This is a genomic window from Burkholderia sp. MR1-5-21 (genome assembly GCF_053427715.1).
In genome coordinates, this window is sequence record NZ_JBSAXD010000010.1 from 80,223 (window position 1) to 106,260 (window position 26,038).

The window sequence follows — 26,038 nt, forward strand, 5'->3', positions numbered from 1 at the left end:
CGTTCAAAGCTTTTCCGTTGACCGTACTTGTGCGACCGCTGCGCATCCGGCGTGCCATTGCTTGAGGATCTGCGGGGCCCACGAGCACGCGTGCTTGCCGAGACGTTGGCTTTCCCGCACGCGAAAAACATCACAGGCGAGGCAGCCCAAAAGGCGCTACCCCGGTAGATCAGACGCTCGAATGTATTGGCGCCTTCGACATCGGTGATGTCACACGTCCGCGCGACGTCCATATGCACGGAATCGCTTTTCGCGCTCGTTAAAGTTGCAACGATTCGACGAAGCGTTCGATCCGGTCACATGCTTCCTCTAGCCGAGCGTCGTCAACAACGAAGCCTAATCGCACGAAACCGTGCGCACTGTCGCCAAAGGCGCTTGCGTCGATAACGGAGACACCTTGCGCGCGGAAGAGCTTCCAAGAGAAATCCACGGGATCGAGTCCGGTACCGCTGACGTCGATCAGCATGAACATCCCGGCCTCCGGCAACAAGCAACGTAACCCTTGTACGCCCTGCAGTCGCTCGAACACCAAGTCGCGCCGCCGCCTATAAATCTCCCGAATCTCCGCAACGATGGATTCCTCATTATCCAGAGCAGTCAGTGCTGCCTGCTGGACAAACCCCGGCAGACCAAACAGCATCGCCAAGGCAAGTCGCCCCATGTGCTCGATCAGTTCAATGGGCCCGATTGCCCAACCGACCCGCCACCCCGCCATCGCATGCGATTTAGACAGACTACCGAGCGTCACACAGCGCTCTGCCATACCAGGCAGCGACGCGATACTGACGTGGTCACGCTCAAACGTGATACCTGCATAAACCTCATCTGACAATACCCACAAATCGTTTTGGCACGCGATTTCCGCTATCCGTTCAAGGTCGGAGCGTGGGAAAACTACCCCGGTCGGGTTGCAAGGTGTGGCAAAGAAAATCGCACGCGTTCGCTGCGTAACTGCCGCCTCCAGAGCGTCGCAGTCAAGATGAAAAGCACGAAATCGATCGACGGGAACCGCGACGAGTATGGCGCCCGCAGCGCGCACGCAAGCTTCGTAGGTAAGGTAAAGGGGTTCGGGTACGATCACCTCGTCGCCCGGCTCCAATAGACAAAGCGATGCGGCGAACAATCCGTTTTGCGCCCCCGGAGTGACGATCACGTTGTCAGCGCTCGTGGGGACCCCCGTCATACGAACGTGCCTCTCTGCAATAGCAGCTCGCAAAGGTTCACGTCCGTTGACGGTGCTGTAATGCGTGTCGCCAGCACGTAACGCCGAGACAGCAGTTTCAATAATCGCAGGTGGTGTCGCGAATTCAGGATCGCCCACAGTCAGCACGATGACGTCCTCGCCGGTCGAAAGCGCCTTCAACGCGACGCGATGAATATCCCACGCAGACGTCCTCTTCCCTTGCAGGCGGTCTACAAGATTCGAGTATTTCATTGACTATTCCCTTCCATGGCATCCCGCATTCGCGACTCTTCATATAAATCACAGATACCGGCGACAGATTAATTCTTGCTCAACTCATTACCCATTCCTTGAACCGCTGGGTGAGGTCTTCGTAATGGTCTGCCCACCATGCGTCGTTCGTTATGAGGTTCATCTTATTCGAAGTGTCTGGCAACCACTTTCTCACTTCAGGCTTCAGCATAGGCTGCGCTGAGCGACTTGCCGGCATATCACCCGTCAAACTGAGGAAGGCGGCTTGCCGATCGGGACGCATGGCAAACTGCAGAAACTTCATTGCATTTGCTTTGTTCGGAGCATTTTTCAACACAACCAGATACTCAAGGCCAATAATGGTCTGCTTGAACGAGAAGCCAAGATTTTTCCCGGCTGCATTTGCGTCTTTGACCCGCGTGGTATATGTGTAGCTGAAGTCGATCTGCCCTGCCTCGACCAGCGAGACTGTTTGCGGCGTCTGGTCAATCCACTTCCCGACGTAAGGCTTGATTCGATCGAGGGAGCGGAACGCACGTTCGACGTCAAGGGGATACATCTTTTCCGGTGGTACCCCGTCGGCCAGCAAAGCAATCTCGAGCGTCTCGCTGGCCCGATTGCGCAATCCGCGCTGGCCAGGAAATTTCTTGACGTCGAACATTTCCGCAAACGTCGTCGGATGTTTGCCTGCCGGGAACTTGCTCTCGTCCCAGCAGATGCCACCAGCGAAGCCGTAAAATGGCACCGCATCCTTCGTGACAGGAGCGATCAGGTCACCTCGATTGAACAGCGTGGGGTCCAGCGGTTCCCAGTAACCGTTCTTCGAGCCTGTCATCGCCATCGGTCCAACTGCGTCGAAAACGTCCCACTGAACGTTATTTGTCATCACCTGAGCCTTGACCTTCGCCAAATCCGGTGTGTCAACCAACGTCACCTGTACGCCAAACTCCTTCTCGAACGGCTTCGCGAGTGCTTCCTCTACAGCCGCGTGATAATCCCCTCCCCAACTCACAACAGTCAGCTTTCCGGCTGCCAATGCCTTGCGAGAAGTGACAATCATCGGAGACGCGATACTAGCCGAGAGCAGCGTCGATCCCGCGGCCTGCAGGAATCGCCGGCGCGGCAACACCTTCTTTGAATCTTTCAACATGGAACGACCTCGCTAAAGTTAGTTTGCCCCTGCGAGGGAGCGGTCCGCGATCTTTTTGCTCGCCGCTAGCAGTTCTCGAGTCGTCGACTCGATGCAACATCTCCGAAAAACCGAGCTCCGCAGGTATACCAAAATTAACAAATCAAAAAAAGAGAGTTCGACAGCATCCGATTCCCTGATGTTGCACATAACTGATGGTTATCCAAGAGAACGGACTTCCAGCAACGCTTCCAAGCAGCCTGACCCGCCTGAATTCTTCGGGTCATTTCAATCTTGGGGAACGGCATCGGTAACGCCCTTGGGACTGCGGTCCATTTTCACTTCGTCTTCCACACCGCCTTCGAGACAGCGAGACACGAAGTCGGACAAGCGTCGTCGAGCGGCTTCGCGAAGGACGTTGACATTGGAGCAGATCCTGCTCACACGCTCGGGACGACGCGACCTGGATTCATCGTATTGCACGGATCGAGCAGTTCCTTGATTTGACGCATGAGGGCGATTTCTGTCGCGTCCTTGTAGACTGACATTTCAGGAACATGTAGTGACCCGATACCATGTTCTGCGCTAAACGTGCCACCCATACCCGCTGCAATGTCATAGAGCAGATGACTCAGCTTCAGTTGCGTCCCTTGCTTGTCGCCCAACGTTGTCCAATATTGGTGGCTGAACATTGCGATGTAGTGCAGATTACCGTCGCCCATGTGGCCCACAACCACAGGAACCGCATCCGGATAATGCTCGGCGAGCGCGGTGCCTGCAAGCTCAACGAAGTCTGGAATGCGGTAAGTTGGAACGGCGATGTCGTGCGTGAGGCCCATGCCTTCGCGTCCGTTCGCTTCAGTCACATGATGGCGGATGCGCCACAGATCGGCGCGCTGCTGCTCGCTCGACGCAATTACAGCGTCTGTGATCGCGCCGCTGGCGAGTGATTTCTCCAGTGCACCGGCGAGCCAGTCGGCAAGCTGTGCGCTGCTGCCGGTGGCCGCGGCAAGTTCGACCAGTACCGTCCATTTCGGCGTCTTCTCGAAAGGATTGCGCATGTTCGTGCCGTGACGCAGCGAAATCTCGAACTCGCTTTGGGAGATCAACTCCAATCCCACCAATTCACCAGGGAATGCGGCCTGAAGTTTGAGGCCTTCGCTGACAGCAGCCTCGACGGAATCAAGCCCAATCATGGCAGTGGCCATGGCCCCTGGCCTCGGAAAAAGCTTGAGGCACGCCCGCGTAATGACACCCAACGTGCCTTCCGCACCGACGAACAAGTTCTTCAGGTCGTAGCCACTGTTATTCTTCCGGAGTGTGCGCAGACCGCTCCACACGCGGCCGTCCGCAAGGACCACTTCGAGACCGAGCACGAGGTCGCGCGTATTGCCGAAGCGCACGACGTTGGTTCCACCCGCATTCGTCGCGAGGTTGCCGCCTATCTGGCAGGAGCCTTCCGCACCGAGTGTCAGCGGAAATTGACGGTTTGCAGCGAACGCAGCTTCCTGGATATCGGCAAGGATGCAACCAGCCTCGACTGTCATCGAATTGTTTTCCGCGTTGACCTCGACGATGCGATTCATTTTCGCGAGATTAAGCAGGATAGAGTTTCCGCTTTCATCGGGTATCGAGCCACCACACACGCTCGTGTTGCCGCCTTGCGGAAAAACCTTCACGCCCGCATCGTTGCACCACGCGAGCACTTTCGATACCTGCTCCACGCTGCGCGGAAACACCACGCATGCAGCCAATCCAGTATGCCGCTTTCGCCAGTCAATCAAATGCGGCGCCATGTCGTCGACCTCGGTCAGCACATTCGCACTGCCTGCCAGTTCGACCATCTTGTCTACGATGCTATTTCGAGTCATGGCGCGATTACCTTTTCAGGACAACGCTATCGCGGGCGGACCAGCACACTGTCAGTGGATGGCCGATGGGTGACCGCTCCGCGGCGCGCGCCGAAATGGTCTTCACGAGGAGCGTAGCACCGGTCGAGAGTTGTAGCTCGAAGCGCGTCATTCCGCCAACAAAGGATACCTGTGCGATTACGCCGCTATATACATTTGTGTCTGCGTCCGCAGGCGCCCCGGTTTCGGTTTCCTCCATCACGGAGATTTTCTCGGGACGCACGAGCACCTTTACGTTCGAGCTGGGCACATGACCTTCTGTGTTGCGGACCTTCAGCATGGTGCCGTCCTTAAGACGGACGAGACCGGTGCCCTCCACAGCACCTTCGAGCAGGTTTGATTCCCCAACGAAGTCCGCCACGAACTCGCTCACCGGCTCGAAGTACAACTCGTCGGGCGTACCGAGTTGCGCAATGCGGCCACCATTCATCAGGCACACGCGATCGGAAAGGTTGAGCGCCTCTTCCTGGTCGTGCGTGACGTAAACGAGCGTGGTGCCGAGATCACGATGCAGCCGCTTGATTTCGCCTTGTAACTGATCGCGCAGCTTCTTGTCGAGAGCGCCGAGAGGCTCGTCCATCAAGATTACAGAAGGCGAATAGACGATGCAACGCGCGATGCCCACACGCTGCTGCTGGCCGCCTGACAATTCGCGCGGTTTGCGATTTTCATAGCCAACGAGACCCACGCGCTCCAGCGCATTGCGCACGCGTTGCGCAATCTCCGCCTTCGATATGCCGCGAATGCGCAGCGGAAACGCGACGTTATCGAACACATTGAGATGCGGTAGCAATGCGTAATTCTGAAACACCATGCCGAGTCCGCGCTCGCGGGGTGGAACTGTCGACACGTCTTTTCCGTCGAGCACGATCGTGCCCGTGCTCGGCGCGACGGCGCCCGCGATGATGTTGAGAATAGTGCTCTTTCCCGAGCCACTGGGTCCGAGCAGGCTCAGGAACTCCCCTTTCTTCACGGTAAGATCGATGGCGTGAAGCGCAACCGAAGCGCCGTAGCTCTTGCTGATGCTACGGAACGCGATCATGTCTTCGTTCGTTCGTGTGCCGGACAACGTGCTTTCCACACCAATTTGAAGCGGGTTTGCAGATTTTTCGACCATTGCGTGTGACATTCTCTTCTCCGACGTCAGTGTGCCGACTCAGGCGCCGCAGGTTGCAAGAACGCGGACAGGCAGCAGAAAACAAGCGATAGAAAAGTCAAAAGTGCGGATACGGCGGCAATCACCGGGGAAATATCCCACTGGATGCTGCTGTACATACGGACCGGCAACGTGGTTGTCGTGGGGCTCGTGAGAAACCATGCGATGACCACTTCATCAAACGAGACCAGAAAAGCAAAGAGCGCTCCGGCAAGGATAGACGGCTTGATTTGCGGCAGGACTACCTTGAGAAACACAGTTTGCCGCTTCGCTCCCATGATGGTCGTGGCAAACTCCAACGCGGGATCAAGCTTCTTCACCCCGGCCATTACAGTCATCATCATGAAAGGTGTCACGTATGCGACGTGACTCACGACAAGGCCCGCCGTCGTGCCCACCATATGCAGACGCGACAGATACAAATACAGGCCAAGCGACATGACGATTACCGGTACGAGAATCGGGCTCATGATCAGCAGCATCACGAAGCGCTTGCCAGGAAACTCAAAGCGCACAAGACCGTATGCAGCCGGAACGCCGATCAACACCGAAGCGACCGTCGTGAAGAACGCAACTTTCAGGCTCTGCAAAATCGGACCGACCCAGTTGCTCGAACTGAAGAGGGTTTGATAGAGCTCGAGCGACCAAACTCGCGGTGGAAAGGTCAACTCTCCACTTCCGCCGAACGAGATCGGAATAACGATAAGCGTAGGAACAAGGATGAACGCATATACCGCAATCGCAATAACGTTGCGCAGCCGCGCATATCGCTGTCCGAGTACGTCGACGAGAATGCTCTGCTTCGTAGGTGGACTCAGTTTAGCAGTGGTGCTCATGCCATCACCTTTTCCTTTGCGTCGCGCCTCTGGAAGTGATCAGCGCCGATCGCTGCGAGTGTCACAATGCCGAGCAGGATCACGCCGATTGCGGAAGCCATGTTCCAGTCCATCGTTTCGCGAGTATAAAAGTCAACGAGGTTTGACATCATTGCGTCCTTGCGTCCGCCAAGCAACGCGGGAATGACAAAGAATCCCATCGACATGACAGTCGTGCTGAGCGCTGCCGCGGCGACGCCAGGCATGCTGAGCGGTAGCGTAATACGAAAGAAGATACGCGGTGGCTTCGCACCCATGATCTCGGACGCGCGATACAGAGATTTATCGATCGCGAGTAGGCTCGCGAGCACTGGGAACACAATGAAGGGGATCAGGTAGTTTGTCATGCCGACCATCACGCCGACTCGGTTGAAGAGCATCGGCACCTGAACACGCGTCTGGAAGAGGAACGACAGGAGCTGGTTGACCAGGCCATCCCGACCAAGCAACACTGTAAAGGCATAGCTCTTCACCAAAATGCTGGTCCAAAATGGCACCAACACGAGCACCATGTAAATGGCGCGCTTTTTCGGCGTCTGTTTGGCGAGATGCATCGCGATTGGATAGCCAAGCAGCAGGCTGCAGACCGACGCCATGATGCTTATTTCGAACGTAGACCATAACGTGCGAAGGAACAGCGCGCTTGCAAAGAGCCGCCGATACGCCGACAAGGAGAACGCCCCATTTACCGCCACACTCGTATAGACCACATATGCAAGCGGTACAAATACCACGAAGAACAGGAATACCGTCACCGGTCCGACGTACAGTAAACCATCGTTACGACCTCTCATACACGCCTCCTCATTCCCTTTTCGACCAACTCGCGTGGGATACGAATCTCTCCCCGCGCACCGGCTTTCCCTACGACGATGCCCACTCCTTAAAGCGCTGCGTCAAGTCGTCGTAGTGGTCGGTCCACCAGACGTCATTTCTGGTGACCTTGCTTACCCAGTAGCCATTCTTCGAGCCGGTCATTGCAAACGCGCCGATCCCATCGAACACATCCCATTGCACGTTATTGGTCATCACCTGCGCCTCGCCCGCCGCGAAACCAGGTGTGTCGTAAAACGTCACGTGCACGCCGAATTCGTTATAAAGGGGCTTGGAGAGTGTCTCCTCAACACCTTGACGGGAGTTGGTTCCCAAGCGCCCCACGGTGAAATTACCTGCAACCGGAGCCTTGCCCGATGTAGTGACCATGGGTACGTCGATAGCACCAGAACGGACAGTCGTCCCCACTGCTTGTACGAACTTGCGATGGGGAAAACGAATTTCGCTATCCGACGGCATCACGTTGTCCTTCCACGTAGAGCGGCCTATACGGATTCCCGTGCCACGAACGATGGGATCAAGCCAGCAAGACGCTCCTTGAGCGCTTCGCTGGCGGACTTAAGCGGCGGCAGCACACCACCAAAGTCGAGACCTTGCAATGTCAACGCCGCTTTGATTGGGGCGGGATTAGGCTCGGCAAAGATCGCGTCGATGAGCGGGCGCAACGTCGAATGCAGCGAGATGGCATCCTTGATCTGGCCGTTCTTCGCCAACGACAACACACGATTCCATTGCTTCGGAATCAGGTTAGAGCTCGAGATGATGCCGCCGACCGCGCCCATCGCTACGTGCAGCGGCAGAACGTCTTCCTCTCCGCTAAGGATCGCAATCTTGGTCGATGCAAGTTCAGCCGCTCGCATCTGCTGAGCGAGATCAGGATTGCATGCTTTGATACCCACGACACGAGTCATGTCCGCGAGGCGCGCTACGGTTTCGTAGTGCAGAGAGACGCCAGTGCGGTATGGGATCTCGTAGAGAATGATGTCTGCATCCACTGCATCGGCGAAGCGCTTGTAGTAATCGACGATGCCGTCCTGCGTCGGACGGAAATAATAGGGCGTCACGACCATCAGCGCCTTCGCGCCCGCTCGCACGAACGCTTTCGCATTGTCGATAGCGTCGCCTATGCCTGGCGACAAAATTCCTGGGATCACGGGCACATTACCTGCTGCTTCGAGCGATGCCTCTACCACGCGCAGTCGTTCCTGGCCGCTTAACGCTGTGTATTCGCCGGTCCCTCCAAGCGGAACGATCCCGTCTGAGCCAGCAGCGGAGAGATTACTGATGTGCTCGACGAGCGGACCGCGCCGAAAATTGCCCTCCGCATCGAGAGGCGTCGGCACTGCGGTCAAAATTCCGGCATAGGGTTGGTGCTGATTCATAGATGTCTCCTTTTTCAGTTCCGGTGTATGCGCAATGCCGCGGAGCGACGACCATGGTTGGTACCTTAAAGAGACAATATTCATGCACTCGACACCATCAGCGCCGGTTACTCTCTTTATAAGACCATGTTATCCAAAGTGTTGCGGGAGCGATTACGACGCCCTCTCAATGGGCCATCGCCCCGCGGACTAAGGACTTTCCCTAGCATGGGAGATCGAGGCAGCCGCAGGCATCGGTGACCTGTCCGGTGTAGTTGTTCTGCACACCAAGGGTGCCACGCGATACGAATCCACAGAAGAAATGCCTGAAGTTAACCCCGTAGTCCTTGACACGACCTCACACTACGGCTACTGACCCATCGAGCGCCGAAACTCGCGCAGCGCCGTTCTGGCGTCCGGCTTGGGCATCCAGGACAAGTAATCACGCTTCATCGTTTTGACGAAGCGCTCGGCCATTCCGTTTTCTCTGCGGACTTCTGACGGGTGTCGTGACCGGCTTCAAGCCGATTTCTGCGAGAACATCAGCGTCTCGTCGGCAATGTAGCAGGAACCGTTGTCGCTCAGCCACTCGATTTCGCCGTCGGTTTGCAGCGCACCATGGAAGCGGTTTTCGACAGCTTGAAGCATGCGTCACGCGCCATGTCGCCGGTGTAACCTCTCGTGGCCGCGGCTCAACTCGTGGCTTCCCGATCCCAGCAGTCCAGTGCAAAAATGACGCGCAAGGGGGCGCCGTCGTCGCAGCGGAATTCGAAACCGGCCGAACGCCAGGGCACGTTGCTCCTGTCCACCGCGATTCCACTGCTTTGTGGAGAATTTCCACTTCCATCGCTTTCATGCCCAGCTGCCGCTGGGGTTCGCGAATCTGGTTCATCGCGTCGACCAGCTCCGATGCCGGTACCACCGGTTCACCGGCACTTACGGGCGACAGGCTTCCATCCTGATAGTGCTTGTGCAGGCGAACACCTGATTGGCATTCACCTGAAGGTGACGGGCAACCCCCGAAACCGTGGCGCCGGGCTCGAAGGTCTCGCGCACTATCGCGAGCTTCTCTTCGACAGAGCACCGGCGGCGCTGCTCCGGCTGGGCCAAAACTTCGACGGGTTCTACGTTGTGACTGGGCTTAAACATAGACAAACGACTACCTCATAATTTAAGCGTTCCCCCATGTCCGGTTTTCTCGGTACCAGTCCAAGGGTCACGCGACCTCATCCCCGCTTCCCGTGCGCTCGCTTTTGCTAAGAATTGCTTCCGCTTATATTTTCGCGCTTGAAATTTTGCTCCCTCACACTTCGCCCGTACCTTGCTCAAGAGGGGAACGAATTGTGAATACATATGACGTTGTAATAATCGGCGCGGGTGTTATCGGCAGCTCAGTCGCCTTCCATCTGGCCAAACTGGGCGCGAAAAGTGTGCTGGTCCTTGATCGCGGGACAATCGGGGCCGGAACGACCTCGCAATCGTCCGGCATTCTGCGAACCCATTACTCCGTCAAGGAGAACGTGGAGCTTGCCCGCAAGTCGTGGCATGTCTTCAACAATTTCTCCGAGTATCTCGGCGACGATGAAGCATCGTGCGGTCTCGTCAAATGCGGGTACATGATCGTCGCCTCCGAAGATGACAAGCTCGAACCACTTCGCGCCTCCCTCGACCAACAGAAGGAACAAGGCATTCCGCTCGAACGCCTCGACCAGAAGCAAGCCGCCGAGCTGCTCCCCATCGCACGCTTCGACGACTGCGCGCTCATCGGCTACGAGCCCGAAGCGGGTTTCGCCGACGCCTATCTCGTCGCCACGAGCTTCGCGCGCGTGGCCCGCCGCGGCGGCGTGACGGTGAAGGAAAACGTCAACGTCAACAAGGTGCTCATCGCGAACGGCAAGGTCGTCGGCGTGTCGACCGATATCGGCGACTTCAAGACGTCGATGGTCGTCAGCACGCAGAACATCTGGACGCCGGAACTGGCTGGCTGGACCGGCAAAACCCTGCCCATCATGCCGGAGCGGCACGCGGTTCTCGCGCTCGAGTGCGACGCCGCGAAGTACACGTTCTCGATGCCGGTGTTCAAGGATCTGGCTTCGCCTGGCATGCTGTATTACCGCAGCTACGGCGGTAGCCAGATGCTGGTCAGCGAAGGCGTAGTCGGCGAGAAGCTCATTGCCGCGGACGTCGAGCAGGGCGACATCCCGATGGACTACATCGTTGATGTCGGTGCGCAGGTTGCCGAGCGTTTCCCTGCGTACGAGACGGCCGGCATCGCGTCGTCGTGGACGGGCGTATACGACGTCACGCCCGACTGGAACCCCGTTCTCGGCAAGCTTCCCGGCATCGAGGGCCTGGTGGTGGGTTATGGCTTCTCCGGCCACGGCTTCAAGCTGTCCCCGACCGTCGGTCTCGTCCTCGCGCAGGAGGCACTGGGCCTGCCGACCGAGGTCTCGCTCAAGCCATACTCGATCGAGCGCTTTGCCACGGGCGAACTGCTGAGTGGCAAGTACGGTCTCGGCGCGGTGTCCTGAGGACGGGATGACGTCCCTGATCGACGTGTACCCCATCGAATCCATTCCGCCCGAACCATGGCGAAACGGCGGTGGTGTAACGAAAACCATCGCGACCGGCGGCGCTCAATGGCGAGTCAGCTTGGCATCCATCAAGCGCGACGGTCCGTACTCACGGTTTCCCGGAATTTCGCGTGTCTCAGTCATTCTGAGTGGCAACGGCGTCACGCTGAGGGACAAGGATGTGGTCGTGCAGCTCCGACCGTTGGTCACCGTGGCATATGACGGTGACGCAGACTGGGACGCCACCCTTGTTGGCCGCCCGTGTACGGCTCTCAATGTCATGAGCGCGAAAGGTCGGTACAGGGTGAACGTTCAATTTGTCACCAATCCGGTTACCGTCGCTCCCGGATGCATTGCGATTGCCATCGCACTGGAACGCGGATGCATCTTCACCAACGGTCCCGACGCTCATACGAGCACGGTGATTCAAGGATACGTGCTGGTCTCCGAATGCCACGCGTATCCGTTACGGCTCGCGCCTCAGGTCGCAGCCGCTGACAAGACTGAGGGCAAATCGTATGCGGTGCTCGTGACCATAGAGCCCATCCCCGTTTGAAAGCACGCTAAAAATTCTGAGGTATGTGACATGAAAGTTATTGCAGCCGTCAAGCGCGTGGTGGACTACAACGTCAAAGTACGTGTGAAGTCCGATCACACCAGTGTGGATATTGGGAACGTCAAGATGTCGATGAACCCGTTCGACGAAATTGCCGTCGAAGCCGCCACGCGACTGAAGGAGGCCGGCAAAGCAACCGAGATCGTGGCCGTCTCGTGCGGCATCGCCCAATCGCAGGAAACGCTCCGCACTGCACTCGCGATCGGCGCCGACCGCGGGGTGCTGGTCGAAACGGACGTGGAACTCCAACCGCTGGCCGTCGCCAAGCTGTTGAAGGCAGTCATCGACAAGGAGCAACCGCAACTCGTTATCCTCGGCAAGCAGGCAATCGACGATGACGAGGGTCAAACGGGCCAATTGCTGGCTGCCTTGCTGAATTGGCCGCAGGCAACGTTTGCCAGCAACATCGAAATCGGCGACGGTGTTGCAACAGTAACGCGTGAGGTCGACGGCGGCCTCGAAGTCATCTCGCTGAAACTTCCGGCCATCGTCACGACCGACTTGCGCCTCAATGAGCCTCGCTATGTGACGCTTCCCAACATCATGAAGGCCAAAAAGAAGCCGCTCGACACGGTAACGCCAACCGCACTCGGTGTGGATCCGTCGCCTCGCCTCAAGACCCTGAAGGTCGTCGCCCCGCCAGTACGCAAGGCAGGCGTGCTGGTCCCCGATGTTGCGACGCTGGTCGAGAAACTGAAATCCGAAACAAAGGTGGTTTAAATGACGACGCTCGTTATTGCCGAACACGACAACGCTCAACTCAAGGGCTCGACGCTTCACACCATCACCGCGGCCCTGAAGCTGTCGAACGGCGTCCACGTACTCGTCGCCGGCAACGCGGCGCAGCCTGTGGCGTATGCGGCAAGCAAGATCGCTGGCGTCGACAAGGTCATTCTCGTGGATGCGCCCCACTTCGCCGACGCACTGGCCGAAAACGTCGCCGCCCAGGTCCTGGTATTAGCCGGCGACTATTCGCACATTCTCTTTTCAGCCACCGCAGCGGGCAAGAACGTCGCCCCGCGCGTCGCGGCGAAGCTTGATGCGGCGCAGATCTCGGACGTGATCGCCATCGATTCCGCCAATACGTTCCAGCGCCCTATCTACGCTGGCAACGCCATCGCCACCGTGCAATCGCCCGATCCGGTCAAGGTTGCGACCATTCGCACCACCGCCTTCGACGCGGCGCGTGCCGATGGTGGCAATGCGCCGGTCGAATCGTCTCCGGCCGTCGCGGACACCGGCTTGTCGACCTTCATTCGCCGCGAGGTGGCGACCAGCGACAGGCCGGAGCTGACTGCTGCACGCGTTGTGGTATCGGGTGGCCGGGGTCTCGGCAGCGCCGAGAACTTCGCGCTGCTTGACCCGCTCGCAGAAAGACTGGGCGCGGCAATCGGCGCATCGCGCGCGGCGGTCGATTCCGGTTATGCGCCGAACGATTGGCAAGTCGGCCAGACCGGCAAGATTGTCGCGCCCGAGCTTTACATCGCCGTCGGGATTTCGGGCGCCATCCAGCATCTGGCCGGTATGAAGGATTCGAAGGTCATCGTGGCCATCAACAAGGATGCGGACGCTCCGATTTTCGGCGTGGCGGACTATGGCATTGTCGGCGATCTCTTCGAAGTCGTTCCGCAATTGACGAACCTTATCTGATCCAATCCCCAAGGTACGGGTAACTGCTGCGGTTATCCCTTTTTCAGCCGTTGTCATGGAATCTCCGTGATGGCGGCTTTTCTCCTGGATTGGCAAATAATTAAAGCCGGCGCGCGCGGCCGGCTCGGCGAGCGCACCATCCTTATCGTTTGACGGCGTATAAGGCGTCGACCGCCGCCAGAACCATACGCTCAACAACGGGCTTGACCTGGTCGGCAAGGTCTTGTCGATACTCGAACGGCGGAGCCTCATTCATGTACGTCGACTGGCACATCTCGAGCTGGATGGCGTGGATGCCGTCCACCGGCCGCCCATATTCGCGCGTGATGTACCCGCCCTTGAATCTGCCGTTCGTGACCCAAGTGAACGGTTGGTCGTCGAGTGTGTCCGCAACCGCGTCGAGAATCCGCGAATCGCAACTCATCCCCGAGTTCGTGCCAAGATTAAGGTCGGGCAATTTTCCATCAAAGAGACGTGGCAAGACGCTCGCAATCGAGTGCGCTTCCCACAGCAGCACTTTGCCATGCAGCGCTTTCAATCGGTTCAGCTCGTCGCGCAACTGCAAATGGTAGGGCCCCCAATATGCGGCGAGGCGCGCGTCGATTTCGGCCTTATGCGGGCCGACACCGTCCGGATAGAGCGGTTCACCGTGAAACGTCTCGGTCGGACACAAACCAGTCGTTGTCTGTCCCGGGTACAGACTATCCCCGCTAGCCGGCCGGTTCAGGTCGATGACGTAACGCGAAATCCGTGCGGCAAGAACTGACGCGCCAGCATCCTTGGCGAACCCATAGATCCGGTCCAGATGCCAGTCGGTGTCGGCGACTACCGGAGCGACGTCGCTTAGTTGCTCCCCGATGTGCCGGGGGATTTCCGTACCAAGATGCGGTATCGAAATCAGGAGCGGCAATGTCCCCTCACGAAAACTGAATACCGAGTTGGTCAAGATTGAATCTCCATGAGTGAAGTCGGATTCGGCCGCTTCGGCTTGATCAGGCGGTCGGCGCATGGCCACGGCGGCTTGGCCCGCGCAGCTGACGCTGCATTGGTCCATCCTTCGCAGCCAAGCCCAAGGCAGTCACCACGGCGGGGATTCCGACACATCAACCTTATGGATTCGAAACGCGCAGTGACGCACCATCAACGCCGCTTAGATTCTTCATCACCACATGTTATCCAAGTCGACTTTTTCTGATATCTGGTGATGCTTGCATATCGACATCCGGTCGCAACCTTGTCGGCAGGCCTATGATCATTCCTGGTCGGCGAATGGTGAAATTGTCTCCCATTACCCAGCGAAACCGGTGCAAGCGCTACGCGGAATACGTCATGATGAGAGAGGGATACGAATCGCCCCCCGGCCCGAATGGATCGGCGGAAATGCCGGGCGAGCGATGCGGCGACGCCGGAAATACTAGGCCCCTTTCCGGGGCGAATCTGTTCGGACGAACGGCTGCGGCCCCAGCAATAGATGCCTCGACGCGCCCTGGCCCATTGAGGTTCGAGGAATACAGAGAACTGACTGGCCTGTTGAGCAGTTTCATGCTGCTGATCATCGGGAACGGGCTCTTTCAGACGCTCATCCCGTTGCGCCTGCTTCATGCAGGCGCCCCAACCCTCGTCGTAGGCTTGATTCAGTCTTCCTACTATGGCGGATTCATTCTGGGCGCCGTATTCTGCCGAAAGCTCATCGACCGGATCGGTCAGCACCGCACCTTCGTTGCACTCTCGGCTGCCGTCTCCATTCTTTCGCTTGCCTTCGGCGCGTTCGAATCTCGCGTCGCCCTGGCGCTGATTCGGCTCATGACCGGATTTGCGTTCATGGGGCTATACGCGTCGATCGAAAGCTTGCTCAACGACGCCGCGCGTAACGAACACCGAGGACGCATTTTCGGAACCTACGCAGCCATCAACTACCTTGCAGTGGGGACCGGTCCGTTTCTCCTGAATGCAGGCGACTCGTCAGGCCAACGGCAACTCGCTATCGTTGCGAGTTTATTCGCGGCCGCCGTATTGCCAGTGACCCTGCTGGAAGGATGGCCGCAGCGTGTGAAGGACAACAACGTACGACGCCAGCCAGCCCAGACCTGGTTGGAAAACGTTCGCGCAATGCGGTCAGCCACACCGCTCGCGATTCCCGGCTGCATTCTCGCCGGGTGCCTCTACGGCTCCTACTACTCGATGACCCCCGTATTTCTTGTACGAACCGGCTTCCCGGTCAGCGAGCTATCGGCGTTCATGGGTTTTTCGCTCCTGGGAGCGCTGCTACCGCAATGGCCAATGGGGCGCCTCGCAGATTCTCTCGACCGTCGCCGACTCGTCTATTGTGTAGCTCTCACATCCGCATGCCTCAGCGCGCTGCTACTGGTCTGTTCGCAAGTACGCCTCGTCGTATGGACAGCGACGATCGCGTATGTAGCGATCACCTTCACGCTTTACGGGCTCATCGTCTCTCACGTCAACGACCATGCCGAACCCGCGAGGCGCGTCGCCGTATCGACCACGTTGCTGCTGTTGTTCTCATTCGGGGGGCTGGTCGGTCCGGCAATCGCGTCGTTGCTCATGACTGCAATCGGCCCCGCCGGGCTGTTCGCATTCAACGGATCCGTGTGCCTAGCACTTGCGCGATTCGCCGTCAAGGCTCGCCGGCGTCTACGATGATAATGCGGACCACACGGCGCCACAGGCGGATATTCGATAATAGAGCAACCCGACACCCCTCGACCGAAAATGTGCTGTGTCGCGAGCCGATCTGAACACGACCACATCGCCCGGTCGATAGTCTGCGCCATCGCCATCAAAGAATATGCCGCGTCTCGCGAACAGCGACTCGCTCGACTCGTAAACGCGCTCCGGCAAGCTTTCACTCAGGCAGCACGGACGACTTGGGGAGTTCGTCAATGACGATGCATAACGCAGTGTGGCTCAGAAAGCATTCGACTGAGTTTGGGTGGCGTTGGCAAGTTCGCGCCATGCGACGAACCGGGCGGCGAGGTGCTTGCGATAGAGAGAAGCGCGCAGCACATATCGTTTCACTGCAAAGTGCTGCCGGGTCGGTCCGAAGCTCGACAGGAAGTCCTGCGTGCGCTTCGGATCGCGAAAGCCTCGCATGCGCCGCTCGCGCTCCCGTGTGGGCGATGGCTGTTCTCTGCTCGGTTGTTGACATGGGCCGCAGCCTTGACGAGCACATGCTTCAGGTTGAGCAACTCCGGGATATCGGCTTTCGCCGCCGGATAGCTGCGCAAACGTTCGGTGACGATCTTGCGTGGCACCGGGTTCGAGCGCAGCACACGCCCGAAGAAACGTTTGGCGGCGGCCTTGTCGCGCCACTTTCACCCGATGGGCAAAGCCTGCGTCGAACTTCTCGCACTAGCGGCGAATTGTCTCATAGCTGACCGTCACTCCACGCTCGAACAGCAGATCTTCGATGTCGCGCAGGCTAAGTTGAAAGCGAAAGTACCAGCGTACCGAATGGCTGATGATCATCGACGGGAACCGGTGGCCGTGTTTAAACGATTCCGTTTTCGTCATCACGTCATGGTGCCAACGTAACAGCGCCTTGCGCATTGCTGCCTCTGATGCCTAGCATGATACGGTCCCGCGGGTGTTGGAGATGGAGATCAGCTAATCTCGGCTTACATGGACTGAGAACGAGACCAACGTTGGATTCGATCTTAAAAGCGCCGCGGGGTATACGCGTCGATCGAAATTTCTGGCTGCCTGCCAGCGATCAGATCAGCAACTATCTTTGCCGTCTTCGGAGCAGCAGTCAGACCAACATGCCCATGGCCAAACGCGTGAATGATCTGACTTGAATGACGTGCGCGACCAATGACCGGAAGCCCATCACTCGTCGAAGGCCGGTGTCCCATCCATCGCTCGACCTCAAGATGATCGCGATCTCCGAGCCCCGGGAAGGTTCTTAACGCATGCTCTACAAGAAGGTCCACGCGCTTCCAGTCAGGAGGTGTTTCAATGCTTGCAATCTCGACTTGCCCTGCCAGGCGTAGTCCGCCTGGAGTTAAAGTGTTTGCCATCTTGCCGTCAGTGGGCAAGATCGGGTAGCGTGGATAGACTGCAGGATTCTTGATGACGGCATGATAACCACGCTCGCTTATCATCGAGATGCCGTCGCCTACGCTAAGCGCTAACTGTTTGGATTTGATCCCAGCAGAGATCACAGCATAATCGCAAGGAATTGAGCCCCGATTCGTTTTGACCGCGTGCAGTTTGCCCGCTTCAATTTCAAAGCCACTGGCTTCCGCGGATTGATATTCCAGACCAAGGATGATGGCCGCCTCAACAATCCCTGCGACAAAACGTCCCGGATCGATACATTGAGCACCGTCCTCCACGAGGATCGCGAAACGATATCGATCGGCGAGATCCGGCTCTCGCGCATGTAGCGCCGAATAGTCGAGTTCCGACCAGGTAATTCCGTACTTGCGCCGAAGCTCCCAGAAAAATGCTTCTGCCTCAAAGGCTGATTTTTCAGGATAGACATAAGTCAATCCTTCGCTTCGGATCAGATTAGGTAAACCTATTCTGCTCGCAAGCGCCCGGTATCGCTCAGGAGCGTCAACAAGCAGATTTGCCAGTGCCTCAACCGTTGCGGTAAGGCGTTCCCGCGTCGCTCCGGCGAGAAAAAATTGGAGCAACCATCGCGCATTACCTGGCAGATCTTTCCACCTGACGACGAGCGGACTTTGAGGATCGGCAAGTAAAGTGGGGATCTGCTTCCAGAGACCCGGGGTAGACATTGGAATGATTGACCCAGGACTGATCCAGGTCCCATTGCCGTAGCTCGCCGCATGAGGTCCACCCGCTTCGTTCGGTTCGACTAAAGTTACCCGATATCCCTGTTCGACCAGTTCCAACGCAATGCATGAACCCACGATACCAGCCCCAATGACCGCTACACGCTTCGACATCTCAATTCCTTAAAAGGCCGGCTTCGATCAACGGTCGATTGGATCACGATATGTTTCTTTGACAAGCAGGATACATACAAGCGTAATCACGGCTGCGACGATCACCATACATGAGACTGCCGCCATCGAGTTGTCGCTTCGTGCGCCGAGCCATGCCGCGAGCATCGGCGTGGGAGCGCTTGAGATCATTCCCGACAACTGATATGCGGTCGAGGCGCCACTGCAACGATAACGAGCCGGATATTGCTCGGCATAGATGACACCGTTCAAAGAGCCGGTAGCTGCGTGGCCAATCCCCAGGCCGAGCGACAGTGCAACAGTGATCAGGAGCGGATCCGCCGTGTTGAGCAGCCAGAAGAAGGGAAATGCGTAGAGCGCAAAGAAGATTGCACCAAAACTGTAGACAACCTTTCGTCCAACCCTGTCTGAAAGCCAACCAAAGACCGGCTGCATGATAAGGTCAAGACCGGCTGCCACAAGAAGTCCCCTGGTAACGACAGCAAGGGGGACATGCAGTCTGCTCGTCAAGTAGGTCAATGAGGAGACAGTTATCAGGAAGTATCCTACATTCGTCACGGTCTGGAAAAAAGACATGATCAGTGTCTTCTTTCTTTCATTGCGCCATACTTCGAGCAACGGAAAATTAGAGACCCCTTTCGAAGACGCCTTTACTTTCTCGAAGCTCGGAGGTTCGCTGACCTGAAGACGGATATACATGCCAACGAAGAGAAGAGCAAAGCTGAAAAGAAAGGGCAGACGCCATCCCCAATCATAGAACTGGTGATCGGGAAGCGCGGACACCAGTGCGAATGCGCCAGTTGAGACAAGCAGGCCCGCTGGTATCCCCATCTGCATCGTCGCCCCGAAGAGACCACGCTTTCCGTCTGGCGCGTGTTCAACTGACATCAAGGCCGACCCACCCCATTCGCCGCCGAGCGCGAAACCCTGCACGACGCGCAGCAAGATGAGCAAACATGGACTCCAGAGTCCGATCGAGTTGTACGACGGCAGCAATCCGATCGCCCCCGTGCACACCCCCATCATAAGGAGCGTAAGGACTAGCATCTGTTTGCGGCCTTTCTTGTCGCCAAAGTGGCCGAGAATCATACCGCCGAGGGGGCGCAGAAAGAACGCCACAGCAAACGATGCCATCGACGCGAGGACGGCCAACTCCGGCATCAGCTGATTGAAGAAGATCTTCGGAAAGACCAATGCGGCGGCGGTGCCGTATATAAAATAATCGTACCATTCGACCGTCGTACCGATAAACGAGCTGACTGCCGCTCGCGTCGACGTGGAATACGATTTGTGCTTAACCTCGTGCATCGAAACAGACATATTTTCGCTCACTTGTTCCTCCAACCTTCACTCTGTTTGTCGCTACTGGCTTGTGTTGGCATGCCACGATTGATCGGCATTGCCAGTCGAGTTCTCCACACACTATCTCTGGCCCCGGACTCCCGGCCTGGCACCAGTCTCTGACGCTAGCCCGGTCGACCGCCACGAACCGACTCGGCGCGCCGGACGGATAACGAGGCGTGTACTACGCCGCCCCATGCCCATCCATCGCTCGCGTGCCCGGCATGCAAACGCGACTTTCTTCTTGAGATACCTGCGCCTGCTGCTGTGTCGCTACGATTGCATACAATATGGAAACACGCAACGAATCAAAATAGTGCCCTAGATCAGGCAGCATACTCGAGCTTTCCAGCCAGGGATTTCCCCATGAGACGGCCGGATTTCCGGGCAATCCGTCGTGTTGCACATTGCATGCAACGATGCTACTGTCTCGATCATCAACAGTGGGATAATCAACACCTCCGCAAAACTGGTGCCTTACCTATGCAGTCAGAATCGATCCGCCTGGTCGCAGCAAACCCCGCAGATGCCGGGGGCGGCCCCGTATCCGCTCAGTCGCTCACGCGGCAGCTTGTTCATCACATCCGGTCATTGATCGCCTATGACGTGCTGAAGCCGGGCGAGCGCGTCCGGGAACAGAATCTGTCTGAGCAACTAAACGTGTCGAGGACGCCATTGCGCGAAGCGCTACAGATCCTCGCGGCCGAAGGACTGGTGGTGAACGTGCCAAATCGCGGCGCGATAGTCGCGGACCCCACGCCAGATGAGATTCGCGCGATGCTCGATGTGTATTCCACACTAGAAGGAAGAGGCGCCTTTCTCGCCTGCCAGAATGCGAAGGCGGCCCAGATGGCTAAGGTCGCGAGTTTCAGCGACGATATGGCAGCGGCGTTCGCCGCTCAGGATCGGATCGCCTATTTCACTGCGAACCAAGGGTTCCACCTCGGCATCATCGGTGCTTGCGGCAATCCAGTGTTAATCCAGATGCACTATCAGTTGAACATGAGACTGCATCGGACCCGCTACCTGGCCGTGATGCAACGAAGTGAGGACTGGCTGTCAGCCGCATCCGAGCACGGCGAAATTCTTGCCGCATTCCTATCACGTCAGGGAACGCAACTCAGCAAACTGCTGACGGACCATCTGAGTTTTGCGTGGCGGCAGGTCGAAGTGGACGACACTGCTGCCGACAAAGCATCGCGCGACGCAGCCTAGCTGCGATTACGCAACCGTGGTAGGCCACGGCCAATAAATATTTAGTTGTACTTGTGTTTTGCTGGCCAATCATCCGAACAGCTCCAAGGTTACCGTGGCTGCACGGCATGCCGCCCCAACCTGACTTAGCGTGAATTCGAAACCACGTTCGCGCGCTTCAGTTCCTGTACCCGCCTCTTCGCGTGTGACCTATCTGATTGAAGGATCATTTCATGTCTCAAATTGTTCGCCTGGATAAAAACTCCCGACGTAGTCGCGCTGTCGTTCATGGAAATATCGTCTATCTCGGCGGCCAGGTGGCCCCTGACCTCGACGGTGATATTACCGCTCAAACGCAACAGGCTCTCGCACAGGTTGATCGTCTGCTCGATGCAGCCGGAAGCGAACGTAGAAAGGTGCTCTCGGTCCAAATCTGGCTCAAGACTATGGATGATTACGACGCCATGAATGCCGTCTGGGACAAGTGGATCGACGCTGACGAGCCGCCGGCGCGGTGCTGTGGTGTGGTGGAGATGGCGGATCCCAGAATCCGATTCGAAATGACGGTCACCGCGGCAATCTGAGCGCCTAGCGAATCCCCGGGCTCTGTCAGGTTGACGGGGTGTTCGCGTAACATGACGCGATGACGGAAACGGAATAGCTTTATCACGGCCACCACTTCCCTGCTGTCGTCATCAGCTGCGCGGTTCGCTGGTATTTCCGGGGCACTGTCAACTTGGGGGAGTTCGTCAATGACGATGCATAACGCGCAGTGGCTCAGAAAGCATCCGACGGAGTTTGGGTGACGTTGGCAAATTCGCGCCATGCGACGAACCGGGCCGCGAGGTGCTTGCGATAGAGAGAAGCATCCAGCACATGTTGTTTCAGTGCGAAGTGCTGCCGGATCGGACCGAAGCTCGACAGGAAGGCCTGCGTGCGCTTCGGATTGCGAAAGCCTCGCATGCGCCGCTCGCGCTCCCGTGTGGGCTGATGGCCGTTCTCTGCTCGGTTGTTGACACGGGCGCAGCCTTGACGAACACATGCTTCACGTTGAGCAGCTCCGGGATATCGGCTTTCGCCGCCGGATAGCTGTGCAATTGTTCGGTGACGATCTTTCGTGGCACCGGGTTCGAGCGCGGCACACGCCCGAAGAAACGTTTGGCAGCGGCCTTGTCGCGCCGCTCTTGCAGCAAGATGTCAAGTTCGACGCCGTGCTCGTCGACTGCAGGCCACGGCAGGTACGGTTCGCCACGCAGCGCGACGAACATCTCGTCGAGGTGCCATCTGCTACCCCGCTTGCGGCGCGCCACTTTCACCCGATGGGCAAAGCCTGCACCGAACTTCTCGCACCAGCGGCGAATCGCCTCATAGCTGACCGTCACTCCACGCTCGAACAGCATCACTTCGATGTCGCGCAGGCTAAGCTGAAAACGAAAGTCCCAGCGCACCGCATGGCTGATGATCATCGACGGCAACCAGGGCCGTGATAAAGCGATTTCGTTTTCGTCATCGCATCATGTTACGCGAACACCCCGCCACCGCGACAGCACCGTGTTCTCATGTCGATCAGAGCAAGTTCCGAAGCGCTTACTCCGATCCCATGCAAAGCCTTGTGGACGCCAGGTCTACGCTTAGGCGCCAAACCGCCACTCGCGCGGCGGCAGATATGTTTCCTTCACCACGCGTGGCGACGACCAGCGCAGCAGATTCAAATAAGAACCAGCTTTGTCATTCGTCCCGCTCGCCCGGCCACCACCGAACGGCTGCTGACCGATCATGGCGCCTGTCGGCTTGTCGTTCAGGTATAGATTGCCCGCGGCATTGATGAGCGCGCCTTCTGCCTGATGCAACGCAAAGCGGTCGGTGCTGAATACCGAGCCCGTCAGCGCGTAGGGGCTGGTCGCGTCGATGAGCTCGAGAGTGTCCACCCAAGCGCTGTCTTCGTAAACGAAGACCGAAAGCACTGGGCCGAAGAGTTCTTCCGTCATCAGCGCATGCTTCGGGTCCGACACTTCCAGGACCGTCGGCTCTACGAAGTAGCCGGGCTCGGACCACGTCTTGCCGCCGGAAACGACCGTCACCGAGCTGTCTTCCTTCGCCGCGTCGAGCACACGGCTGAGCTTCTGATGCGAAGCCTGCGAAATGACAGCGCCCATGAACGTGTCGAAGTTGGCGACGTCACCCACCTTGAGCTCCGCCAGGCGCGCACGCAGCTCCTTACTGACAGCCGGCCACAGGCTGCGCGGAATGTAGGCTCGCGACGCGGCGCTGCACTTCTGGCCTTGATATTCGAATGCGCCGCGGATGAGCGCTATCGCGACTTCCGACGCGTTTGCCGACGCATGGGCCAGCACGAAGTCCTTGCCGCCCGTTTCGCCGACCAGGCGTGGAATAGTGCGGAACGAGTCGACCTGCGACGCAACACCCTTCCATAGCGACTGGAACACCGCCGACGAGCCGGTGAAATGGATACCGGCGAGGTCGCGCGAAGACAGGGCAACACGCGTCGTCATCTCGGCATCGCCGGGCACGAAGTTGATGACGCCCGGCGGGAGGCCAGCCTCCTCGAGTGCTTCGAAGAAGATATAGTTCGCCAGTACCGATTTTTCCGACGGCTTCCAGAGTACCGTGTTGCCCATGATGGCGGGCGCGGTCGTCAGATTACCGCCGATTGCCGTAAAGTTGAACGGGGAAATCGCATAGACGAAGCCTTCGAGCGGACGCCAGTCGGCACGATTCACGGCGGTCGGCACCGATAACGGTTGTTCGGCGTAGACACGTTGTGCGTTGTACGCGTTGAAGCGCAGGAAGTCGATGAGTTCGCAGGCGCTGTCCGGTTCAGCCTGGTCAACCGTCTTGCTCTGACCCAGCATTGTTGCCGCGTTGATCTTCACACGCAGACGCGTCGCAATGATATCAGCCGCCCGGTGAAGAATTGTCGCGCGGCTCGCATGCGTCAGGCTTGCCCAATCGCGGGCAACCGTCCTCGAGCTCTCGATCGCCTCGGCGACCTGCGCTTCCGTCGGACGGTGGATGCGTGCAAGCACGCGCTGATGGTCATGTGGAGCACGAACCTCAACGGTGTCGTTCGAGAAGTATTTCTTCCCACCGATGACAGTCGGGATCTCAACAACTTCACGTTGATTGAGGGCCCTGCCCAACGCGTCGGCAGCCTCGGTTCCCGGGCGAAACGACACTTCCGGTTCATTGGCTGGCAGCGGAAATTGTGGACCTGAACTCACGCTAACTCCTTAGTTAAACGAATAGATAAAACCGGGCACACACTCGGCATCTACTATCGGGTTTTCCCCAATTTTTGATGGGGCGGCAAATTTGTGCCGACAGAGCACTTCGCTCTCGAGATTAGTTGCGTGAGAAGTAGCTTCGCGTTTCTTCACGCGAACTTATGTAATAAATCGGGTACCGTTATGGAATGCCGGCACATTATTCCGCCCCTATCTTTGTCACCGGGGTCAAGCGATCACGCATCGCCTGATCGAGCGTCAAGTTGGACTCTTGAGGTCTCCGTCCTAGAGACGTTCGTGTAGCTCACTACATGCCTTCGGGCGCGGCTCACCGCGTGGTGACGTGGGTCGTCGGACCGGTTGAGCGTATGATTTTCACTGCAGACATGTACTTCAGTGATGAGGGGATGAGCCCGACGCCACAAACGGTTGGCCGCACATGCGGAGTTGGTCGGCGCACGACGAAGAGGCGAAAACGCTTTCTGCAGCCATGTCCGCCGCATGCGGTCGAATTTCGTGCATGATCTGCGGCAGACCGACTGCGACCGGGCGATAGCATTAGTGCACATCTCAAAGGTTGAACGCCGCGTGTCCGCCACCATCACAATCGATGAAGTGCCGGGTGTGTTCTCCGGGGCGATTGGCGACGCCACGGGACACGTGCGGCGACAGAATATGCGCTTGCCGCACCGGCAGAAGTCACAGGGCTGACGCAACGGATGCGTGGGTCAGTTCTCGTCCGGCAGGTAAATCTCCTCCGGCTTCAACGATAGCATCTCCGCGATATCTTTCGATACTTGTCGCTCGTAGGCGCGGCGGAGCAGATCGTAAAGGTCGGCCGGGAGGTGGCCGAGCTCGTTCTCCCGGTATGAAAGGAAAAACGAGCGGCTCAGGTCCGCGTGCGGCCGACCGTGTCGCGAGAACGCGGACAGCGGCACAACCCTGATGTCCGGCGCGTAGTGGCGAGACTGCCATACGCAGAGCGGCGTAGTGATGGCAAACCCGAGCCCGGCCGCCACCAGGCTTAACATGGGATCCGTCGCATCGAACTCGCACGACCGCTCGATATTCTCGGCGTGTGCCACCAGATATGCGTCGACGTGCTGGCCGATAACAGACCGGGCGCTGTAGCGGATCAACTGGAGGTGCTTGCTCAACTCCGCCAGCGTCGTGAAGCGATCGATTTCGAACCCTTTCGGCAGCACGACGAAGTACGGCTCCGAGAATAATTTCTGCTTTCGAATGCCGGACGCCTGCGTGGCGCCGCTCGTCGTCACGGCGACATCCAGTTGACGGGCCTCGAGTTGCGCGTCCAGTGCAGGTGTAATGCCTGACCAGAGCCGAATCTGGTGCGACGTACCGGACAGCGCCTTGATGATGATGGGACCGATCGTCGCCGCGAACGAATCAACACATCCGAGCCGGACAACGACGCGCTTTGCGCGGGACACATTCCGGACGCTCTCAACCATCTGGTCGGCGCCCTGCAGCAGCACCGTAGCGTGCTCGAAAAGCCGCTGACCGGCCGCTGTCGGCCTGGCCGGCCGGGTCGCCCGGTCGAGCAGCGTCGTATCGAGAAGCATCTCCAGCGCCTTGATTCGCTGCGAGACGCCCGCTTGGGAGATGTTCAACCGGTCCGCGGCATCCGAGATGGAACCCGCTTCGACGACAGCTACCCAACTGGCCAATAGATCCCAATCGGGATACCGTTCCGGTCCGCTCTCTTTCATGGTCCGCATCAAAGTGACAGATGACTCTAGCATGGTTCGG

General features: G+C 57.9%; 20 protein-coding genes and 4 pseudogenes. 8 read left to right on the forward strand and 16 right to left on the reverse strand.

Features of this window, described 5'->3' with window-relative positions:
- Positions 1-259: 259 nt before the first annotated feature.
- From ACV229_RS15820 to ACV229_RS15860, 9 genes and pseudogenes are all read right to left on the reverse strand, one after another.
- Entirely contained in the window at positions 260-1,435 is a 1,176-nt protein-coding gene (locus ACV229_RS15820; RefSeq protein WP_448084048.1) for a pyridoxal phosphate-dependent aminotransferase, read from the reverse strand.
- A gap of 79 nt (positions 1,436-1,514) precedes the next feature.
- Positions 1,515-2,585: an ABC transporter substrate-binding protein gene (locus ACV229_RS15825; RefSeq protein ID WP_448084049.1), complete on the reverse strand. Its 1,071-nt coding sequence runs from the start codon at positions 2,583-2,585 to the stop codon at positions 1,515-1,517.
- 419 nt (positions 2,586-3,004) lie between these two features.
- Complete coding sequence (locus ACV229_RS15830) at positions 3,005-4,435, reverse strand: FAD-binding oxidoreductase (RefSeq protein ID WP_448084050.1); 1,431 nt, start codon at positions 4,433-4,435, stop codon at positions 3,005-3,007.
- Between the two features lie 7 nt (positions 4,436-4,442).
- Positions 4,443-5,603, reverse strand: a complete 1,161-nt coding sequence (locus ACV229_RS15835; protein ID WP_448084051.1) for an ABC transporter ATP-binding protein — start codon at positions 5,601-5,603, stop codon at positions 4,443-4,445.
- 14 nt (positions 5,604-5,617) lie between these two features.
- The gene (locus ACV229_RS15840; RefSeq protein WP_448084052.1) at positions 5,618-6,466 is read right to left on the reverse strand and encodes an ABC transporter permease; all 849 of its coding nucleotides are present in this window, start codon (positions 6,464-6,466) and stop codon (positions 5,618-5,620) included.
- Positions 6,463-7,299 carry an ABC transporter permease gene (locus ACV229_RS15845; RefSeq protein WP_448084053.1) on the reverse strand — a complete coding sequence of 279 codons (837 nt, stop codon included), beginning with the start codon at positions 7,297-7,299 and terminating at the stop codon, positions 6,463-6,465. Before ACV229_RS15845 ends, ACV229_RS15840 begins: the two co-directional genes overlap by 4 nt.
- Positions 7,300-7,369: 70 nt before the next feature.
- A complete protein-coding gene (locus ACV229_RS15850; protein ID WP_448084054.1) occupies positions 7,370-7,798 on the reverse strand; it encodes a hypothetical protein in 429 nt (142 codons plus the stop codon).
- A gap of 26 nt (positions 7,799-7,824) precedes the next feature.
- On the reverse strand, positions 7,825-8,721 hold the full coding sequence (dapA, locus tag ACV229_RS15855) for a 4-hydroxy-tetrahydrodipicolinate synthase (RefSeq protein WP_448084055.1): 897 nt from the start codon (positions 8,719-8,721) through the stop codon (positions 7,825-7,827).
- Between the two features lie 375 nt (positions 8,722-9,096).
- Positions 9,097-9,849 (reverse strand): annotated as a pseudogene (locus tag ACV229_RS15860) (transposase); the annotation flags it as partial.
- Positions 9,850-10,043: 194 nt separating this feature from the next.
- Here ACV229_RS15860 and ACV229_RS15865 point away from each other — a divergent pair.
- From ACV229_RS15865 to ACV229_RS15880, 4 genes are read left to right on the forward strand one after another with little or no spacing between them, the layout of a single operon-like run.
- A complete protein-coding gene (locus tag ACV229_RS15865; RefSeq protein ID WP_448084181.1) occupies positions 10,044-11,231 on the forward strand; it encodes an NAD(P)/FAD-dependent oxidoreductase in 1,188 nt (395 codons plus the stop codon).
- Positions 11,232-11,238: 7 nt separating this feature from the next.
- Positions 11,239-11,829 (forward strand): HutD/Ves family protein, encoded by a 591-nt coding sequence (locus ACV229_RS15870; protein ID WP_448084056.1) that lies wholly within the window; start codon positions 11,239-11,241, stop codon positions 11,827-11,829.
- A gap of 30 nt (positions 11,830-11,859) precedes the next feature.
- The gene (locus tag ACV229_RS15875) at positions 11,860-12,609 is read left to right on the forward strand and encodes an electron transfer flavoprotein subunit beta/FixA family protein (RefSeq protein ID WP_448084057.1); all 750 of its coding nucleotides are present in this window, start codon (positions 11,860-11,862) and stop codon (positions 12,607-12,609) included.
- Complete coding sequence (locus tag ACV229_RS15880; RefSeq protein ID WP_448084058.1) at positions 12,610-13,539, forward strand: electron transfer flavoprotein subunit alpha/FixB family protein; 930 nt, start codon at positions 12,610-12,612, stop codon at positions 13,537-13,539. It begins immediately after the preceding gene.
- Between the two features lie 142 nt (positions 13,540-13,681).
- Here the strand turns inward: ACV229_RS15880 and hutG are convergent, their stop codons facing one another.
- Positions 13,682-14,485 carry an N-formylglutamate deformylase gene (gene hutG, locus ACV229_RS15885; protein ID WP_448084059.1) on the reverse strand — a complete coding sequence of 268 codons (804 nt, stop codon included), beginning with the start codon at positions 14,483-14,485 and terminating at the stop codon, positions 13,682-13,684.
- 596 nt (positions 14,486-15,081) lie between these two features.
- Between hutG and ACV229_RS15890 the strand changes: the two genes are divergently transcribed.
- A complete protein-coding gene (locus ACV229_RS15890; RefSeq protein WP_448084060.1) occupies positions 15,082-16,200 on the forward strand; it encodes an MFS transporter in 1,119 nt (372 codons plus the stop codon).
- Between the two features lie 264 nt (positions 16,201-16,464).
- Here ACV229_RS15890 and ACV229_RS15895 read toward each other — a convergent pair.
- The 3 genes and pseudogenes from ACV229_RS15895 to ACV229_RS15905 form a co-directional block, all read right to left on the reverse strand.
- Positions 16,465-17,070 (reverse strand): annotated as a pseudogene (locus ACV229_RS15895) (IS6 family transposase).
- Between the two features lie 143 nt (positions 17,071-17,213).
- Entirely contained in the window at positions 17,214-18,470 is a 1,257-nt protein-coding gene (locus ACV229_RS15900) for an NAD(P)/FAD-dependent oxidoreductase (RefSeq protein ID WP_448084061.1), read from the reverse strand.
- A 27-nt stretch (positions 18,471-18,497) separates the two neighbouring features.
- Positions 18,498-19,820 (reverse strand): MFS transporter, encoded by a 1,323-nt coding sequence (locus ACV229_RS15905; RefSeq protein ID WP_448084062.1) that lies wholly within the window; start codon positions 19,818-19,820, stop codon positions 18,498-18,500.
- A 492-nt stretch (positions 19,821-20,312) separates the two neighbouring features.
- On the opposite strand from ACV229_RS15905, the gene ACV229_RS15910 reads away from it, so the two are divergent.
- The 3 genes and pseudogenes from ACV229_RS15910 to ACV229_RS15920 all read left to right on the forward strand — a co-directional run.
- Positions 20,313-21,044, forward strand: coding sequence for a GntR family transcriptional regulator (locus ACV229_RS15910; RefSeq protein WP_448084063.1), 732 nt, complete (start codon positions 20,313-20,315; stop codon positions 21,042-21,044).
- A 212-nt stretch (positions 21,045-21,256) separates the two neighbouring features.
- Positions 21,257-21,607 carry a RidA family protein gene (locus ACV229_RS15915; protein WP_448084064.1) on the forward strand — a complete coding sequence of 117 codons (351 nt, stop codon included), beginning with the start codon at positions 21,257-21,259 and terminating at the stop codon, positions 21,605-21,607.
- Between the two features lie 77 nt (positions 21,608-21,684).
- A pseudogene (locus ACV229_RS15920) lies at positions 21,685-21,762 on the forward strand (IS6 family transposase); the annotation flags it as partial.
- Positions 21,763-21,800: 38 nt separating this feature from the next.
- Here ACV229_RS15920 and ACV229_RS15925 read toward each other — a convergent pair.
- The 3 genes and pseudogenes from ACV229_RS15925 to ACV229_RS15935 all read right to left on the reverse strand — a co-directional run bounded on the left by ACV229_RS15925 (position 21,801) and on the right by ACV229_RS15935 (position 26,007).
- Positions 21,801-22,533 (reverse strand): annotated as a pseudogene (locus tag ACV229_RS15925) (IS6 family transposase).
- A 121-nt stretch (positions 22,534-22,654) separates the two neighbouring features.
- The gene (pruA, locus tag ACV229_RS15930; protein ID WP_448084065.1) at positions 22,655-24,265 is read right to left on the reverse strand and encodes an L-glutamate gamma-semialdehyde dehydrogenase; all 1,611 of its coding nucleotides are present in this window, start codon (positions 24,263-24,265) and stop codon (positions 22,655-22,657) included.
- Positions 24,266-24,996: 731 nt separating this feature from the next.
- Complete coding sequence (locus ACV229_RS15935) at positions 24,997-26,007, reverse strand: LysR family transcriptional regulator (protein ID WP_448084066.1); 1,011 nt, start codon at positions 26,005-26,007, stop codon at positions 24,997-24,999.
- Between the last annotated feature and the right edge of the window lie 31 nt (positions 26,008-26,038).

What these genes read in the sequence shown, in the direction of transcription:
- ACV229_RS15820 (WP_448084048.1), bottom strand. Translation starts at nt 1,435, where the DNA reads ATGAAATACTCGAATCTTGTAGACCGCCTGCAAGGGAAGAGGACGTCT.
- ACV229_RS15825 (WP_448084049.1), bottom strand. Translation starts at nt 2,585, where the DNA reads ATGTTGAAAGATTCAAAGAAGGTGTTGCCGCGCCGGCGATTCCTGCAG.
- ACV229_RS15830 (WP_448084050.1), bottom strand. Translation starts at nt 4,435, where the DNA reads ATGACTCGAAATAGCATCGTAGACAAGATGGTCGAACTGGCAGGCAGT.
- ACV229_RS15835 (WP_448084051.1), bottom strand. Translation starts at nt 5,603, where the DNA reads ATGTCACACGCAATGGTCGAAAAATCTGCAAACCCGCTTCAAATTGGT.
- ACV229_RS15840 (WP_448084052.1), bottom strand. Translation starts at nt 6,466, where the DNA reads ATGAGCACCACTGCTAAACTGAGTCCACCTACGAAGCAGAGCATTCTC.
- ACV229_RS15845 (WP_448084053.1), bottom strand. Translation starts at nt 7,299, where the DNA reads ATGAGAGGTCGTAACGATGGTTTACTGTACGTCGGACCGGTGACGGTA.
- ACV229_RS15850 (WP_448084054.1), bottom strand. Translation starts at nt 7,798, where the DNA reads ATGCCGTCGGATAGCGAAATTCGTTTTCCCCATCGCAAGTTCGTACAA.
- dapA (WP_448084055.1), bottom strand. Translation starts at nt 8,721, where the DNA reads ATGAATCAGCACCAACCCTATGCCGGAATTTTGACCGCAGTGCCGACG.
- ACV229_RS15870 (WP_448084056.1), top strand. Translation starts at nt 11,239, where the DNA reads ATGACGTCCCTGATCGACGTGTACCCCATCGAATCCATTCCGCCCGAA.
- ACV229_RS15875 (WP_448084057.1), top strand. Translation starts at nt 11,860, where the DNA reads ATGAAAGTTATTGCAGCCGTCAAGCGCGTGGTGGACTACAACGTCAAA.
- ACV229_RS15880 (WP_448084058.1), top strand. Translation starts at nt 12,610, where the DNA reads ATGACGACGCTCGTTATTGCCGAACACGACAACGCTCAACTCAAGGGC.
- ACV229_RS15890 (WP_448084060.1), top strand. Translation starts at nt 15,082, where the DNA reads ATGCTGCTGATCATCGGGAACGGGCTCTTTCAGACGCTCATCCCGTTG.
- ACV229_RS15900 (WP_448084061.1), bottom strand. Translation starts at nt 18,470, where the DNA reads ATGTCGAAGCGTGTAGCGGTCATTGGGGCTGGTATCGTGGGTTCATGC.
- ACV229_RS15910 (WP_448084063.1), top strand. Translation starts at nt 20,313, where the DNA reads ATGCAGTCAGAATCGATCCGCCTGGTCGCAGCAAACCCCGCAGATGCC.
- ACV229_RS15915 (WP_448084064.1), top strand. Translation starts at nt 21,257, where the DNA reads ATGTCTCAAATTGTTCGCCTGGATAAAAACTCCCGACGTAGTCGCGCT.
- ACV229_RS15935 (WP_448084066.1), bottom strand. Translation starts at nt 26,007, where the DNA reads ATGCGGACCATGAAAGAGAGCGGACCGGAACGGTATCCCGATTGGGAT.